12 protein-coding genes, 1 pseudogene and 1 riboswitch are annotated in these 15,069 nt (G+C 74.7%); of the genes and pseudogenes, 7 read left to right on the top strand and 6 right to left on the bottom strand.

Features of this window, described 5'->3' with window-relative positions; translation table 11 throughout:
• Window positions 1–57 precede the first annotated feature (57 nt).
• On the top strand, window positions 58–882 hold the full coding sequence (locus tag D450_RS0113270) for an alpha/beta fold hydrolase (protein ID WP_017539156.1): 825 nt from the start codon (window positions 58–60) through the stop codon (window positions 880–882).
• A gap of 47 nt (window positions 883–929) precedes the next feature.
• Here the strand turns inward: D450_RS0113270 and D450_RS0113265 are convergent, their stop codons facing one another.
• The 3 genes from D450_RS0113265 to D450_RS0113255 form a co-directional block, all read right to left on the bottom strand.
• Window positions 930–2,015 carry a PrsW family intramembrane metalloprotease gene (locus tag D450_RS0113265; RefSeq protein ID WP_017539155.1) on the bottom strand — a complete coding sequence of 362 codons (1,086 nt, stop codon included), beginning with the start codon at window positions 2,013–2,015 and terminating at the stop codon, window positions 930–932.
• Window positions 2,012–2,611 (bottom strand): hypothetical protein, encoded by a 600-nt coding sequence (locus D450_RS0113260; protein WP_017539154.1) that lies wholly within the window; start codon window positions 2,609–2,611, stop codon window positions 2,012–2,014. The genes D450_RS0113265 and D450_RS0113260 overlap by 4 nt, the downstream gene beginning before the upstream one ends.
• Window positions 2,612–2,758: 147 nt before the next feature.
• On the bottom strand, window positions 2,759–3,502 hold the full coding sequence (locus D450_RS0113255; RefSeq protein WP_017539153.1) for a metal-dependent hydrolase: 744 nt from the start codon (window positions 3,500–3,502) through the stop codon (window positions 2,759–2,761).
• A gap of 628 nt (window positions 3,503–4,130) precedes the next feature.
• Here D450_RS0113255 and D450_RS30120 point away from each other — a divergent pair.
• The 5 genes and pseudogenes from D450_RS30120 to D450_RS0113230 all read left to right on the top strand — a co-directional run bounded on the left by D450_RS30120 (window position 4,131) and on the right by D450_RS0113230 (window position 10,711).
• Window positions 4,131–4,605, top strand: a pseudogene (locus D450_RS30120) (MerR family transcriptional regulator).
• A gap of 197 nt (window positions 4,606–4,802) precedes the next feature.
• A riboswitch (glycine riboswitch) is annotated at window positions 4,803–4,891 on the top strand.
• A 139-nt stretch (window positions 4,892–5,030) separates the two neighbouring features.
• Window positions 5,031–7,925: an aminomethyl-transferring glycine dehydrogenase gene (gene gcvP, locus D450_RS0113245; RefSeq protein ID WP_017539152.1), complete on the top strand. Its 2,895-nt coding sequence runs from the start codon at window positions 5,031–5,033 to the stop codon at window positions 7,923–7,925.
• A 150-nt stretch (window positions 7,926–8,075) separates the two neighbouring features.
• Complete coding sequence (locus D450_RS0113240; protein WP_017539151.1) at window positions 8,076–8,693, top strand: Uma2 family endonuclease; 618 nt, start codon at window positions 8,076–8,078, stop codon at window positions 8,691–8,693.
• Window positions 8,694–8,835: 142 nt separating this feature from the next.
• Window positions 8,836–10,038: a hypothetical protein gene (locus tag D450_RS0113235; RefSeq protein WP_017539150.1), complete on the top strand. Its 1,203-nt coding sequence runs from the start codon at window positions 8,836–8,838 to the stop codon at window positions 10,036–10,038.
• Between the two features lie 55 nt (window positions 10,039–10,093).
• A complete protein-coding gene (locus D450_RS0113230; protein ID WP_017539149.1) occupies window positions 10,094–10,711 on the top strand; it encodes an alpha/beta hydrolase family protein in 618 nt (205 codons plus the stop codon).
• Between the two features lie 127 nt (window positions 10,712–10,838).
• Here D450_RS0113230 and D450_RS0113225 read toward each other — a convergent pair whose 3' ends face one another.
• From D450_RS0113225 to D450_RS0113215, 3 genes are all read right to left on the bottom strand, one after another.
• On the bottom strand, window positions 10,839–11,036 hold the full coding sequence (locus D450_RS0113225; protein WP_017539148.1) for a DUF5999 family protein: 198 nt from the start codon (window positions 11,034–11,036) through the stop codon (window positions 10,839–10,841).
• 279 nt (window positions 11,037–11,315) lie between these two features.
• Window positions 11,316–12,044: an endonuclease V gene (locus D450_RS0113220; protein ID WP_017539147.1), complete on the bottom strand. Its 729-nt coding sequence runs from the start codon at window positions 12,042–12,044 to the stop codon at window positions 11,316–11,318.
• A 9-nt stretch (window positions 12,045–12,053) separates the two neighbouring features.
• Window positions 12,054–13,496 carry a threonine/serine exporter family protein gene (locus tag D450_RS0113215; protein WP_017539146.1) on the bottom strand — a complete coding sequence of 481 codons (1,443 nt, stop codon included), beginning with the start codon at window positions 13,494–13,496 and terminating at the stop codon, window positions 12,054–12,056.
• Window positions 13,497–13,839: 343 nt separating this feature from the next.
• On the opposite strand from D450_RS0113215, the gene D450_RS0113210 reads away from it, so the two are divergent.
• The gene (locus D450_RS0113210) at window positions 13,840–14,547 is read left to right on the top strand and encodes a response regulator (RefSeq protein ID WP_017539145.1); all 708 of its coding nucleotides are present in this window, start codon (window positions 13,840–13,842) and stop codon (window positions 14,545–14,547) included.
• The last annotated feature ends 522 nt before the right edge of the window (window positions 14,548–15,069 follow it).

Raw genomic sequence — 15,069 nt, 5'->3', positions numbered from 1 at the left:
GACCGGAGGGGGAGCCCCCGGGGAAATGCGTTGTGCCCCCCGGTGGCCCTCGGCAGGATGGCGCGGGTGAACCCCATCGAGCCTGAGACGGTCGTCCGGAGCGTCCTGGGACGGCGCCGCGCCCACCTCGACTTCGGCGGCGGCGGACCCGCGGTCCTCGCCCTCCACGGCCACTTCGCCCGCGGGTCGATGTACGCGCCTCTGGCCGGGGCGCTCCATGGGAGCCACCGCCTCATCGCCCCCGACCAGCGCGCCCACGGCCGCTCCGATGGCGGCTCCCCTCTGGCCCCGGACGACTACGTCCGCGATGCCGCCGAACTGATCGGCCACCTCGGGTGCGGCCCGGTGGCGGTCGTCGGGCACTCGATGGGCGGCATCGTCGCCTACCGGCTGGCGGCACGCTTCCCTGAGCTCGTGCGCGCGCTCGTGGTGGTGGACATCGGCACGGACAACACGCGCCCCGCGGTCGAACCCGTCCTGGACGTCTCCGACTGGCCGCGCCGAGCCCCCTCCCGAGCGGAGCTGGCCCGGGCCATCGAAGCGCGCGGAGTCCCCTCCTGGTTCTTCATGGAGAGCGCCGTGGAGTTCGACGACGGGTGGGGCCTGCTCTTCGAGTACGACGACATGATGGAGTCCCAGCGCGCGCTGGTCGGAGACCACATGCCCGCCTGGCGGGCCACGCGGCAGCCCACGCTCATCCTTCGCGGCGGCGACGGCTTCATGCTCTCGGCGGCCGAGGCCGAACGGATGCGGAATGCGCGGCCGGGCGTCGAGAGCGTGGCCTTTCCGGGCTGCGGGCACTGGCTCTATGCCGAAGAGCCCGAGCACTTCGCCTCCGTCGTCGGCGACTTCCTGGACCGGTGCCGGCGTTCCGAACGCTGAGCCTCGGCCGATCGAACCGGTAGGCGCGGCGCCGGGGCCGCCAGGCCTCAGGGGGCCCCGGAGCGGCCGCTCCCGCCTTCGTCCTCCGCACCGGGGACGCGGATTCCGGCGGCCCGTTGTTCGGCCGCCGCGAGCATGCCCCGCTGGCGCTCGGCGGCGGCCGGGCGGTCGGGAAGGGGGACCCGCCGAAGCGCGTCCCTGCGGCCCCGGCGGCGCGACAGCGCCACCGCGTCCGCGCGCGGCAGGTCCACCAGCTCGCCCTCGACCGCCAGCGCGCCCCTGATCCTGCGCACATAGGAGCGGCGCGCCACCGCGTACACGGCGGCCGCGCAGGCGAACACCACGGCGGTCTTCACCGCCGGGCCCGCCAGGGTCCCCTGGAGGACGGGGGCGTCGAAGAACCCGTGCAGCGCCATCGCTGCGGCCACCGCGAGTCCCGCCGCCCACGAGCGCCGCGCGTTGGGGTGCCACCGGGCCGCGGCCAGGAGCCCCACGCCCGCACCGGCGATCGCGCTGAGCGCCCAGTGCGACCCGGGCCCGGTCACCCCCACCCGCAGCACCAGCGACTGGGCGACCGAGAGCGCGCCGGCCGTCGCCCCGTCCCGCACGACCGACTCGACCGCGTAGACCGCGTCCTCGACCACCTGGAACCCCAGGCCGGTCAGGGCGCCGAGCACCAGGCCGTCGACCGGTCCGCGCAGCGCCGAGGGGAGGGCCACCGCGATGAGCACCACCCCGGCGGCCTTGAGCACCTCCTCGTTGACGGGTGCGGTGAGCGCCGGCCCCCACCGCGAGCCGAACACGGTGCCGCCCGCCTTGGACCAGACGCCGATCAGGGCGTCATTGGCGATCAGCGCGCAGCCGGAGGCCGCGACCGCACCCCAGGCGACGGCGGCGGCCGTGGCGGCCCCGCCGGGCGGCCGGACGGGCCGTGCCCACCGCAGCACCGCGATCCCCGCCGCGAGCACGACGGCCAGGGCCGCGAGCGCGAGCAGCGCCTCCCCGGGGAACGCGAGCACCGTCCGGCCCAGATGCACGGCCAGGGACAGCGCCCCGAGCACGCCCACGGCCGCGAACAGCACACCCGCCGCCAGCCGGGGAACCCGTGGCGCCCTGATGGAGGCCGGGCTCATCGCTCCTCCTCGGAGAAGGCGACCGAATCCACCACCCGGCCTGCGGCCTGGACATCGCGCACCGAGGCGAAGCGGTCGGCGGTGGTCGCGAACTCCACGGCGAACCCGCCGCCGGGGGAGGGGAACACGGCGGCCGTGCCCGAGGCCCCGTCGACCTCCAGGAGCCCCGTCAGGCCCTCCGCGCCTGCGTCGCCGGTCGTCTCGGACGGCTCGCCGAACCGCGCCGACGGGTCCCAGGCCCGCGTGATGCGCTCGAACCCCCGCCACAGGTCGTGCGCCCCCTCGGGGGCGCCCTGCGGCGGCCGGACGACGCGCACCTGGAGCAGGACCCGGCCGCGCCGGTAGACCAGCAGCTCGCCTTCGGAGCTCTCCGCAGGAAGCTCGGTCCACCCCGGCTCGAACCGGGTGGTGGCCTCGTAACCCCCGCCTTCGCCGACGACCACCGGACGGCCGGAGGGGACCGACACCGCGTCGGGCAGCAGTGCCCCGGCCAGGGGCCAGGCGAGCAGGGGCAGGGCGACGGCCGCGGCGGCCGCTCCGAGCGGCGTCCAGCCGGGGTCGCGCACGTGTGCGGACGCAGCGTTCCCGTTCGCCATCAGGCCTCCCGACTTCCCCGGCCCAGGGCCGTCCCGCCGCTCCAGGCAACCGGCCCGCGACGGCGTGTGCAGGGCGCCGCGCGCGGCGTTGAGGGCTTCTTTGCGGGCATTTCACAGGGGGGAGACGGAGCCGGGGGGGCGGCCGGGTCAGGCCGCCAGGTGGGCGGCCCCGAGCACGGGCGTCGCCAGCAGGCACGCCCAGCGGATCAGGTACTCCGGCCGGCTCCCCGTCGTGAAGCGCATCGGCCGGGGCGCGCCCACCATCGCCCAGCGCCGGCCGCGCACCCGCAGGGGCCAGGCCAGCGGGACGGCGCTGCGCGTCAGCGCGTCGCCCAGGTCGTGGACCAGCATCCCCAGCGCGAGCGCCGCCCCCGCGTGCGGGCCGGTGCTCACCCCGCCCCAGACCAGCAGCACGGTGGCGCCCCCGGCCAGNGGGGGGGGGGCCCCCCGCCGGCCCGGCCCGTCGGGCAGCGCCCGGCCCAGCCCTTGGACGGCCAGGGCGAGGGTGAACCAGACGACGGCGGCGAGGCCGGGGAGCCAGGCGGTGGCCAGCAGACCGAGGACGGTGCCGGCGGCGACGGCGACCACCGGGGTGTGCAGCAGGTACCGGTGGCGTCCGTCGCCGGGGCCGTCGGCGGGCGTGCGGGTGGCCCGGTGCACGGCGGCCGAGGCGGCCCGCGCCGCCCGGGAGGCCAGCGCGGTGGCCGGGCCCAGCGAGCGTGAGGCCGTCGAACGCGGATGGTCCAGGTCGGGCAGGAGCGCGGCGCCGGCGCCGATGCCCGCGGAGGCCGCCAGGTCGGCGAACCCGGCGGGCCACCCGAACAGGGCGGAGGCCGCCGCCGTGGCGGCCACCCCGGCGAGCGCGCCGGTGGCCGCGTGCGAAGGCGCCATCACCGGGCGGCCCCCGGAGTCGCGCGGGAGAGGGAGGGGGAGGGCATCCGGTCCTTTCCGGAGAGGGAGGGGCGGCCCCGCGCAGGGACCGCTACCGGTGGTCCTCCCCGGGCGTGCTCGGCTCCGACCCTCCATGGCCGCAGACGGCCGGGCGCGGTCGGGGACGCGGAGGGTGAACGCGCCGGTGACGGCGCCGGTCAGGGCAGGTGCGTGTCGCATGTCACAGCGCGTCACCGCGCCCCTGGGCGGCAGGGGGTGCGCGCCTCGGCGGGCCGCGCGCGGCGGCGTGTCGTCGGCCGCCTTTGGCGCCCGCCCCATATCATGGTGGTGAGCTGCAGAAACGAACGAGCTGTCGCGGGGTGCCGGAAGGTCGCCGAAAGGTTCCGCGACGCGCCGATGAGTGTCGTTGACGCTCTCTGGCGCACCGGCTTACCTTCAATGTCGAAACACCCGCGGCGTACCCTTCGCAACCCCCTGTCGACCCGCCGTGGGCTGAGGAGCCGGAGGTTTCGGCGTGGCGGTTACGAGCGGCAATCATCAGGCCTCCGTCTCCGGGCGATCGGCGATGGCGATACGGCGAGCGGGGGAGCAGGGCCTGCTGTGTGAAGAGGACGTGGTGGCGCTGCCTATGGACGTCGGGTACCGCGGTCCGACGGCGTGTGCTGCGGCGGGGGTGACCTACCGCCAGCTCGACTACTGGGCGCGCACCCGCCTGGTCGGGCCCACCGTCCGCCCCGACCCGGGGACGGGCGACATCCCTCTGTACAGCTTCCGGGACGTCCTGCTGCTGAAGGTGGTCAAACGGCTGCTGGACACCGGCATCTCCCTGCAGCAGATCCGCACCGCCGTCGACCACCTGCGCGGGCGCGACACCTCCGACCTGCCGCACATCACGCTGATGAGCGACGGGGTGAGCGTCTACGAGTGCACCTCGCCCGGTGAGGTCGTCGAACTGATGCAGGGCGGGCAGGGCATGTTCGGCATCGCCCTGGGACGTGTCTGGCGCGAGCTGGAGGGCGCCCTCNCTGGCCGAGCCGCTGCCGGACGAGCCCCACCCCGGCGACGAGCTCGCCCGCAGGCGCCGGGAGCGCAAGACGGGCTGAGGCCGTCCGCCCGGCGTGCGTGCAGGCCCACGACCTGATGCGCGGTCCGGGGCCGGGTGCGCGCGTGGCGGGGGCATCGAGTACGGTCGGGGTTCCACCGCCTGCCGGGGCGGGCCCGATGCGGGCAGCGGCGGCACGGAATCGTGCGAATCCGGCGGATCGGTGGATAATCGAAGGACAACTTCATCACGGGCCGTCGATACCGTGCGGGAGAGACCCCGGCAGGGGCGCCGACGGGGCAATACTCCCCAGTAACCTCTCAGGCACCAGGGACCGCGCGGAGGAGGCCACTCTGGAGCGGCGGACGTGCGGACCGCGAGTGCCCGCACGGTCGCGAGCCCGCGGCCGCACGGCGGCGAGCGACAGAGGGGGAGACCGCACAGGACAGAGGCCGCGCACGCGGCCAATGCGACCAGGAGGTCTCCATGCCGGACCAGTCGACCCGTAACCGCGCGACCGATGGGGGGCCGGCGCGCGAGTTCGCCGACCGGCACATCGGCCCCGATCCGGCCGCGCTCGCGGAGATGCTCAAGACGGTCGGGTTCGACTCCCCCGCGGCGCTCATGTCGGCGGCCGTTCCCGACAGCATCCTCACCGCCCCGGGCTCCCCGGCCCCGCTCGACCTGCCCGCCGCGGCGAGTGAGACCGAGGCGCTGGCCGAGCTGCAGTCCCTGGCCGACCGCAACACCGTGCGCACCTCGATGATCGGCCGCGGCTACTACGACACCGTCACCCCGCCGGTCATCCTGCGCAACATCATGGAGAACCCGGCCTGGTACACCGCCTACACCCCCTACCAGCCCGAGATCTCCCAGGGCCGCCTGGAGGCCCTGCTCAACTTCCAGACCATGGTCGCCGACCTGACCGGGCTGGCGGTCGCCGGCGCCTCGCTGCTGGACGAGGCCACCGCCGCCGCCGAGGCCATGACCCTGGCCCGGCGCGCCACCAAGTCCAAGAGCTCCACCTTCGTCGTCGACGCCGACGTCTTCCCGCAGACCCTGTCAGTGCTGCGCACCCGCGCCGAGCCGCTGGGCATCGAGGTCGTGGTCGCCGACCTGACCGAGGGCCTGCCCGAGGGCGACGCCTTCGGCGTGCTGGTGCAGTACCCGGCCGCCGGCGGCGCGGTGCGCGACCCGCGCCCGGTCATCGAGGCCGCGCACGAGGCCGGGGCCATGGCCGTGGTCGCCGCCGACATCCTCGCCCTGACCGTGCTGCGCAGCCCCGGCGAGCTCGGCGCCGACATCGCCGTCGGCTCCACCCAGCGCTTCGGCGTGCCGATGGGCTTCGGCGGGCCGCACGCCGGCTACATGTCGGTGCGCGAGGGCCTGCAGCGCCAGCTGCCCGGCCGCCTGGTCGGGGTGTCGGTGGACGGCGCGGGCAAGACCGCCTACCGGCTGGCCCTGCAGACCCGCGAGCAGCACATCCGCCGGGAGAAGGCCACCAGCAACATCTGCACCGCCCAGGTGCTGCTGGCGGTCATGGCCGGGATGTACGCCGTCTACCACGGCCCGCACGGGCTGCGGGCGATCGCCGAGCGGGTGCACCGCCAGGCCGGGCGGCTCTCCGCCGGCCTGCGCGAGCGCGGCTTCGAGGTGCTGCACGACTCCTTCTTCGACACCCTGCGGGTGCGGGTGCCCAGCGGCGCGGCCGGCAAGGTGGAGGCCGCCGCCGAGCGCGGGGTCAACCTGCTGCGGGTGGACGACGACACCGTCGGCATCAGCTGCGACGAGACCACCACCGACGCCCACGTGGCCGCGGTGCTCGCCGCCTTCTCCGGCGGGGACAAGGCCGAGCGGCCCGCCCCCGAGCCGGGCGAGCACCTGCCCGCCGACCTGCGGCGCGGCGTGGACTACCTGGACCACGAGGTCTTCAACTCCCACCGCAGCGAGACCTCGCTGCTGCGGTACATGCGCCGCCTGGCCGACTACGACCTGGCGCTGGACCGCACCATGATCCCGCTGGGCTCGTGCACCATGAAGCTCAACGCCACCGCCGAGATGGAGTCGGTGACCTGGCCCGAGTTCGCGCGGCTGCACCCGCTGGCCCCGCTGGACCAGGCCGCCGGGACCGTGTCCCTGGTGCGCGACCTGGAGCGCTGGCTGGCCGAGGTGACCGGCTACGACGCGGTCTCCCTGCAGCCCAACGCCGGGTCGCAGGGCGAGCTGGCCGGGCTGATGGCGATCCGCGGCTACCACCGCGGGCGCGGCGAGAGCGACCGCGACGTGTGCCTGATCCCCAGCTCGGCACACGGCACCAACGCCGCCAGCGCCGTCATGGCGGGCATGCGGGTCGCGGTGGTCGCCTGCGACGACAGCGGCAACGTGGACCTGGAGGACCTGCGCGCCAAGCTCGCCAAGCACGAGGGCCGGGTCGCGGCGATCATGGTCACCTACCCCTCCACCCACGGGGTGTTCGAGGAGACCATCACCCAGGTGTGCGACCTCGTGCACGAGGCCGGCGGCCAGGTCTACGTCGACGGCGCCAACTTCAACGCGCTGCTGGGCTGGGCCAAGCCCGGCAGGTTCGGGGCCGACGTCAGCCACCTCAACCTGCACAAGACCTTCTGCATCCCGCACGGCGGCGGCGGGCCGGGCGTGGGACCGGTGGCGGTCCGCTCCCACCTGGCCGGGTACCTGCCCAACCACCCTGGCCAGCCGGACGCGGGCCCGCACACGGGCGTGGGGCCGGTCTCGGCGGCGCCGTTCGGGTCGGCGGGCATCCTGCAGATCTCCTGGGCCTACATCCGGATGATGGGCGAGTCCGGCCTGCGCGCGGCCACCGAGGCGGCCGTGCTCAGCGCCAACTACCTGGCCAAGCGCCTGGAGCCGTACTACCCGGTGCTCTACACCGGCGAGGACGGCCTGGTCGCGCACGAGTGCATCATCGACATCCGGCAGATCGCCAAGAGGACGGGGATCACCAACGAGGACATCTCCAAGCGGCTGATCGACTACGGGATCCACGCGCCCACGATGTCGTTCCCGGTGGCGGGCACCCTGATGGTGGAGCCCACCGAGAGCGAGGACCTGGACGAGCTGGAGCGCTTCATCGAGGCGATGGTCGCGATCCGCCAGGAGATCGACCGTGTCGCCGAGGGCAAGTACGACCCGGAGGACAACCCGCTGAAGAACGCGCCCCACACGGCCGAGGCGCTGACCGCCGACGAGTGGGAGCACCCCTACAGCCGGTCCGAGGGCGGCTACCCGGTCCCGCGTCTGCGGCGCTACAAGTACTGGGCGCCGGTGGGCCGCATCGACCAGGCCTACGGCGACCGCAACCTGGTCTGCTCCTGCCCGCCGCCGGAGGCGTTCGAGGAGTAGTCGGCAGGTGGGCTAACGCCCGCGCAGGCGTGTGGCGGCGTCGGCACCCGGGGCGGGTGCTGGCGCCGCCGCCGTATTGAGGGTGAAATGAAGGGGCTGAGGGGAAAGCGCGGCAGGTGTCGGCGCCCGGTGACAGGTTGTGAGGGTCAGATGCCCGACGACGAGGAGTCGCAGATGACGGCGCTCGCAGCGGAGCAGGAGACGGACTTCGGAACGGAAGCCGTCAAAGGGGAGCTCCTCGCGATCCTTGACAGTCTGCCGGAGTCCAATTCCTGGCGGGCCGAGATCCTGGACGGGGAGAACATCACCGTGTCTCCATGCCCCAGCGGTGCGCACGACCGCAATATTCGCGCGATCGAGCGTGCGCTCGACCCGTACCTCCCGGAAGGGATGGACTATGCGGGGAACCTGGAGATCCGGGTATTCGAGCCTGAGAGAGTCGTGGTCCCGGACCTCTTCGTCGCGCCCGTGGACGTCCTGACGACTCGTAAGAACTGGGTCTCGCCCAATGATGTCGTGTTGGCGATCGAGGTCGTCTCGCCTGGAAGCAGGAGGAACGACCGGTTCCTGAAGCTTGCGCGGTACGCAGAGATGTCGATCCCCTGTTATCTGCTCGTGGATCAGCTCGAGGCGTGCACGGTGGTCTTCAGCAGGCCGAAAGGCGGGGAGTACCAGGACACGGCGAAGCATGAGTTTGGGGCGACCTTCAAGCTCAGCGACCCCTTCGAGGCGGAGATCGACAGCAGTAGTTTCATCCCCTACGACTGACCCGGATCCGCCCCGACCAGCCGGTTCGTCAACACCTGGGCAGGGCGGATCGGAACGCGCGTTCACCCCCGCTACTCTCCGAGGGACAGCGCCTCCGCCGCGTTCGCGCGGCGGGTCCCGCCCCCTGTGGAGAGATGCCTGCATGACCGCGACGACCGGTTCCTCCTCGCCCGCCGACGCCGCCGGAGACGAATCCGCGTTCGCCGACCTCTGCGACCAGGCGCGCGACCTCGCGCACAACGGGCATTTCGCCCGGGCCGCACAGCTCTACGAGAAGGTCCTGCACGGCGGCTCCCGGGAGCACAGGGCCGCCGCCGCGCTCGGCCTGGCGGTCGCCCGGCACAGCGCGGGGCAGGTGCCCGAGGGCCGCGAGGCCGCCCGTGCCGCCATTGAGACCGGCCACCCCGAGTACGCGCCCCGCGCCGCCTACCACCTCGCCCTCTCCTGTGAAGAGGAAGGGCTGCTCGCCGACGCCGAACAGGCCTGGACCGCCGTCCTCGACTCGGGGCACGCCGGCTACGCGCCCGCCGCCCACCACGGGCTGGCCCGCGCCGCGGAGGCGCGCGGCGACACCGACGTGGCGCGCGGGCACTGGGAACGCGCGCTCGCCGGGACGTCCGAGGCCCCCTCCGACGACACCGTCCCCGACGCCGCGCAGGACTACGCCGAGCGCCTCCTCGCGCGCGGCGAGACCGAGCGCGCCGAGGCGGTCGTGCAGCGCGGCCTCGAAGCGGGCGAGCACCCGGGGCTGCGCATGCTCCTGGGCGCCGTGCACGTGGAACGGGCCATCGAGCAGTTCGGCATCGTCGTCGACGCCGCCGCCCCCGGGCGGCCGGCGGACGAGGCCCCCTCCGGCGGTCTGCCCGCCCCGGCGGCCGCGACCGCCTACGAACTCCTGGCCCGCCTGCTGGCCGTGCGCGGCGACCAGGAGTCGGCGGCGCAGGTCTGGGACGAGGGCACGCGCCACACCGACCGCGACGTCGCCGACGGCGTCCGCTCCCGGCTGCGCCGGGGCTTCCTCGAACCCGACCCGGAGGCCGAAGGGGCCGACGAGGCGCAGTGGTGGGAGCCGTACCTGGAGGCGGCCGAGGCCGAGGGGAGCACCCCCATGCTGGCGGGCGAGCTGTTCGCCGCACTCGGTGCGGTGCACGCGCGCGCGGCGCTGCCCGTGGTCGAGGGGGAGACGCGCGTGGCCGAGCTCAGGGCCGCGCTCGAAGAGGCCGTGCGCACCCCGAGCGAGTTCATGTGGGGGCGGGCCCTGCACGACGACTTCCGCGAACGCCTGAGGAGGGCGGCGGGCTCGCCGGAGGACGTGCTCCCGGAAGGTTGGCCGGACCTGGGCTGAGGCCCGCTGGGCATGTCCGGACGGCACGGCCTGCGGACTCAGTAGGTTGGGGCCCATGGAGATGGAGATCGACACCCCCAAGGGACCGGGGCGGGCCGACCTGGAATGGCCCGAAGGGCCCACGCGCTACCTGCTGGCGATCACCCACGGTGCGGGAGGGGGCGTCGACGCCCCCGACATCCTGGCCGTGCGCGACGCCGTGCTCGCCTCGGGAGGGGCGGTCGCGCGGGTCACCCAGCCCTACCGGGCGGCGGGTCGGCGCATGCCGGGGGCGAACACCGGGCCGCAGGACCTGGCCTGGTCGGCGATGATCGGAAGGCTGCGCGCCGAGCCGGGCGCCGCAGAGGTGCCGCTGGTCCTGGCCGGGCGGAGCAACGGGGCGCGGGTGGCCTGCCGCACCGCCGCGGAGCTGGGGGCGGAGGCGGTGGTCGCGTTGGCCTTCCCGCTGCACCCGCCGGGCAAGCCGGAGAAGTCGCGGGCGGGGGAGCTGCGCGGGGCCGGGGTCCCGGTGCTGGTCGTCAACGGCGACCGCGACCCGTTCGGGGTGCCCGACGCCGCCGACGCGGCCGCGCTGGAGGTGCGGCCCGGTGAGCGGCACGAGCTGTCCAAAGACCCCGGGACCGTGGGCCGCCTGGTCGCCGACTGGCTGGGGGAGCGCCTTCTGCGGGACTGATCCGCGGACGGGGGCCCACGGGGGCGGAGCGTCCGGGACGGGAAGGCGGTACGGCGAGAGACGAGGTCCGCGGGTCGCTCTCGCCGCTGTTCGCAGGCGCTCTCGTGTAACGGTGGTGCGGCCGGGGTCAGGCCGCGGTGTGCAGCACGCCGGGGCGGTGCGGGGCGATGGTCTTGCCGTCGGGCAGCAGCTCGCCGGTGTCCTCGAAGAGGACGACGCCGTTGCAGAGAAGGCTCCAGCCCTGCTCCGGGTGGACGGCCACCACCCGGGCCGCCTCGCGGTCGTTCGCGGTGAAGGACGGGCACAGGGGTTCGTGACGGCACATTGCGCGCCTCCGGATTCGGTCGTTTCCCTGGGGGCGGGTGACCGCCCCCAAAAGCACCATAGTGGTGTGCGGCACACTCTGCCGCGTCTTTATAGAGAATCCGACGCACCCGAGCAGGTCCTGGATCGACGCGGGCCGTACGGCGACCGCAATAGGCCAGCAGGCGAACCCGCGCGGTCGGTTCCGCGTCCAATACGCGGGGCGTGTCCGCGTGCGGGCCCACGCGGTCCGGCGGCCGAGCCCGCGGTCGCACGGCCGACGCTCAACGGCCGCGGGCGCTCAGGAAGAACGGTCCCCGGCGTCCGAGGGGCGCGCGATCTGCTTCAGCCGGTCGCGGGAGAGGCGGTCGGCCCGGCGCACCGTCTCCGGCAGGCGGTACTCCGGAGTCAGCCGCAGGACCAGGTCCACGGCCCCCTCCAGGTCGGCGCGGTGGCCCACCGACACGTAGACCGGGCGCACGCCAGTCCGGGTCCGCAGGGCGCACCCCACCTCCGCGCCGTCCTGCGCCACCAGCGGCGCGCGCCCGCCCCGCTCGTGCCCCGGAGCGCCGGCGCTGCCCACGAACGGCGACTTGCCCACCCCGATCGCCGGCCGGTCCAGCAGCCACCCCAGGTGGCACGCGAGCCCGAAGCGGCGCGGGTGGGCCAGGCCGAAACCGTCGCACACGTACACGTCCGGCTCCACCGTCAGCCGCCCGACCGCCTCCAGCAGCGGCGGCAGCTCCCGGAACGCGAACAGGCCCGGAACGTAGGGGAAGGCGGGGGCCGCGTCCGCGGTGGCCGACTCCACCACCCGCAGGTCCGGCAGCGACAGCACCACCGCCGCGGCCACCAGCCGGTCCTCCTCGGGGGCGTAGGAGACGTCAAGGCCGGCGGCGAGCCGCACCGCCCCGGCGTCCAACGGCTCCACGCGCACCTCGGGGGCCAGGCGCTCCTGCAGGGCGCGGGCGCGTTCGGGGTCGTCGGGCCACATCCCGGGCAGCCGGGCGCGTTCGGAGACGGCGGTCATGGGCCGACCCTAGCGCCGCCGGTCAGNGCCGCCGCGGGTCCGGCGGGCCGCCGGGCGGTGCCGCCGCCCGGCGCCGGCCAGACCGCCGCGCTGGAACGCCCGCACCAGCTCGCCGCCCAGGTTGACGCCGGCACCCAGGGCCAGCCCCACGGTCACCGCCTCGGAGAGGCTGAGCAGGCCGGACACCGGGTGGCCCAGGGTGATCTCCAGCAGCCCCCGGTACAGGATGCTCCCCGGCAGCAGCGGGGCGATCGCGGGGATGACGTAGGGCAGCACCGGGCGCCGGGTGCGCCGGGAGAGCCAGTGGCCCATCACGCCGATCGCCACCGCACCGGCCACGGTGCCCATGATCGGCGGCGCCCCGAACAGCGTGCGCACGCCGGCGTAGAGCAGCCAGATCACCACGCCCATCACGCCGATCGCCGGGAGCATGCGCGGCGGCACGGTCAGCGAGACCGCGAAGGCCATGGCGATCCCGGCCGCTCCGACCAGCACCATCGCGTCCACCGACTTGCCCGCCGTGGGCAGGTTGTTCAGGTCCATGCCCACGCCCAGTTCGACGGCGGTGTAGGCCACCGCGCCGACGCCGGAGATGATCGCGCCCAGGGTGAAGAAGACCTCCAGCAGGCGGGCCGAGGCGGAGACGTAACTGCCGCTGATGCCGTCCTGCAGGCTGGCCACCAGCGGCCGCCCGGGCAGCAGCGCCATGATGTTGCCGGTGATGATCGCCCCGGCGTTCAGCCCCAGGTCGAGCACGCTGCTCACCCACAGCAGCAGGACCCCGATGACCGACGCGGTGATCGAGGCCATCACCATCTGGTAGAACTCGGCGATCCCCCGCTTGGCGAAGAATCCGGCCACCCGGTCGCCGAGCACGGTGGCGACGAAGGCCGCCGTGGCCACGATGAACCCGCCGCCGACCATGAGGCTGGCGCTGGAGGCGATGAGCCCGAAGCCGCCGAGGATGACCCAGCCGGGGTAGGGCGGCCGGGCCCGCTTGATGGCCCGCAGGCGGGCGATCGCCCCCTCCAGCTCCAGCATCCCCAGCGCGGCGTCCTGCACCAGGGTGTGCAGCTCGTTCACCCGGAAGTAGTCCAGGGTGCGGCGGCGCACCACCCGCTCGCCGGTGATCGGCGGGCTGTCGCCGCCCGGGTGCGCCGACAGGGAGATGACGGTGAAGGTCACCGACACCTCGGTGCGGGGCAGTTCGAAGGCCACGGACAGGCTGAGCATGGCCTCGCTGACGGCCTCGGTGCCCTCGCCGCTGGCCAGCAGCAGCTCCCCCACGCGCAGGACCAGGTCGATCGCGCGCGGGTCGGGCATCTCGATCGCGTCGTCGTCCAACCCCTCGGCGTGCAGTTCGGCCTCTTTGGAGGCGCGCCAGTCGCGGAGCCTGCTGAGCAGGTTGTCCTCGCTCGTCGGGGTCGGCCGCTGTTGCGGGTCCTCGGCCATGGGCGGTTCTCGCTACTTCGGTTCTCGGCGGGGAGTGGGGCGTCCGGCGGGCGTGACCGGGGTCCTCCGGGGCCGCGCCACGGGGTGGGACGCCGCAGCGGTGCGGGGGGTTGGCGGCGGTGCGGGCGGTGCGCTGGTGAGGTCCGTCACGAGCCTCATGGTCCCAGTTCGCGGGGGGAACCGGTCGAACCGGGGCACCGTCCGGCGGGTCGTCCGTCGGCCCAGGTCGGCGCCGGGTGCGCGGGGGAGGGGCGGTCCCGGGGCCGGGCGCAGGTGAGGCCGGTTCCGGCCCGGGGCGCCCGGGGCGTGCCCGGAGGGGCGGGGATCGGGAAGAATCCCGTACATGGCCATCCGCGTACTGCTCGTCGACGACCAACCGCTCCTCCGCACGGGGTTCCGGCTCATCCTGGAGGCCGAGGAGGACATCTCGGTCGCGGGCGAGGCCTCCGACGGCAACGGCGCGGTGTCCTCCACCAAGCGCCTGTTGCCCGACGTAGTGCTGATGGACATCCGGATGCCCGGCAAGGACGGCATCGACGCCACCCGGGAGATCCTCGACTGGGCCCGCGGCGCCGAGCAGACCGTCCGGGTCCTCGTGCTGACCACCTTCGACCTGGACGAGTACGTCGTGGAGGCGCTGCGCGCGGGCGCCAGCGGCTTCCTGCTCAAGGACGTGCCGCCGGAGGAGCTGGCAGGGGCGATCCGGGTCGTCGCCGAAGGGGCGGCGATCGTCGCGCCCACGGTGACCCGGCGCCTGCTCGACCGGTTCGCCGACAAGCTGCCCACCACCCGCGAGCGGCCCCCGGCCGAGTTGAACCGCCTGACCGAGCGCGAACGCGAGGTCCTGCGCATGCTGGCGCGCGGACGCTCCAACGCCGAGATCGCGGAGGCGCTCGTGGTGAGCGAGACGACGGTGAAGACGCACGTGGGAAACGTGCTGACCAAGCTGGGGCTGCGCGACCGGGTCCAGGCCGTCGTGCACGCCTATGAGACCGGAGTGGTCCGCCCGGGGGAGGAGGACGAGGCCGGTACCTCCCCGGACCGCCGCTGAGGGGGCGGCCCCTGAGGGGGCGGCCGCGACCGCCCCGACGGAGACGGAGAACTGTGGCCGAGCGCCGCACGACCGGCGACGGGTGGAAAGGGAAGCGGGGTGCCCTGGCGTTGTCGGTCGGCCGCCAGGCCCCTTGCACTCCCGGACCAGCAGCGACGACGGGACGGCAGGTGCCCCGCTCACGCACGCCGACCGGGCGGTAGGTAGCCGGAGTGCCAGAACGAGAGCGGTGGCGACGAAGCAGGGGTGGTTCCCCGGTCTTGGCTGTCGGCCGCGGGGCCTCTTGCGGTCCGGGGACAGCGGCAACGACGGCGCGGCTGGTGCCCCGCTCCGGCCTGCTTGCGTGGCGGCGGGCCGCCGGGGTGTCGGCGATGAGCAGCGACGAATGGGCGCGGCGGTTCCCCGGCCTCGACGGTCGGCCGCTGGGCCGCCGGTGGTCCGGGCAGATGGCGGCGACGGCGCGGCTGGTGCCCCGCTCACGGCTGTCGGCCGGGCGCCGGGCCAGCGGGGTACCAGGGGAAG

Source organism: Nocardiopsis halophila DSM 44494 (assembly GCF_000341245.1).
GTDB classification, from domain to species: domain Bacteria; phylum Actinomycetota; class Actinomycetes; order Streptosporangiales; family Streptosporangiaceae; genus Nocardiopsis_A; species Nocardiopsis_A halophila.
The sequence above is the reverse complement of the archived record's forward strand: the minus strand, read 5'-3'. Positions and strand labels throughout refer to the sequence as shown.

Excerpts from the sequence above, each read along its gene's own strand:
- D450_RS0113270 (WP_017539156.1), top strand. The coding sequence starts at position 58 with ATGGCGCGGGTGAACCCCATCGAGCCTGAGACGGTCGTCCGGAGCGTC.
- D450_RS0113265 (WP_017539155.1), bottom strand. The coding sequence starts at position 2,015 with ATGAGCCCGGCCTCCATCAGGGCGCCACGGGTTCCCCGGCTGGCGGCG.
- D450_RS0113260 (WP_017539154.1), bottom strand. The coding sequence starts at position 2,611 with ATGGCGAACGGGAACGCTGCGTCCGCACACGTGCGCGACCCCGGCTGG.
- gcvP (WP_017539152.1), top strand. The coding sequence starts at position 5,031 with ATGCCGGACCAGTCGACCCGTAACCGCGCGACCGATGGGGGGCCGGCG.
- D450_RS0113240 (WP_017539151.1), top strand. The coding sequence starts at position 8,076 with ATGCCCGACGACGAGGAGTCGCAGATGACGGCGCTCGCAGCGGAGCAG.
- D450_RS0113235 (WP_017539150.1), top strand. The coding sequence starts at position 8,836 with ATGACCGCGACGACCGGTTCCTCCTCGCCCGCCGACGCCGCCGGAGAC.
- D450_RS0113230 (WP_017539149.1), top strand. The coding sequence starts at position 10,094 with ATGGAGATGGAGATCGACACCCCCAAGGGACCGGGGCGGGCCGACCTG.
- D450_RS0113225 (WP_017539148.1), bottom strand. The coding sequence starts at position 11,036 with ATGTGCCGTCACGAACCCCTGTGCCCGTCCTTCACCGCGAACGACCGC.
- D450_RS0113220 (WP_017539147.1), bottom strand. The coding sequence starts at position 12,044 with ATGACCGCCGTCTCCGAACGCGCCCGGCTGCCCGGGATGTGGCCCGAC.
- D450_RS0113210 (WP_017539145.1), top strand. The coding sequence starts at position 13,840 with ATGGCCATCCGCGTACTGCTCGTCGACGACCAACCGCTCCTCCGCACG.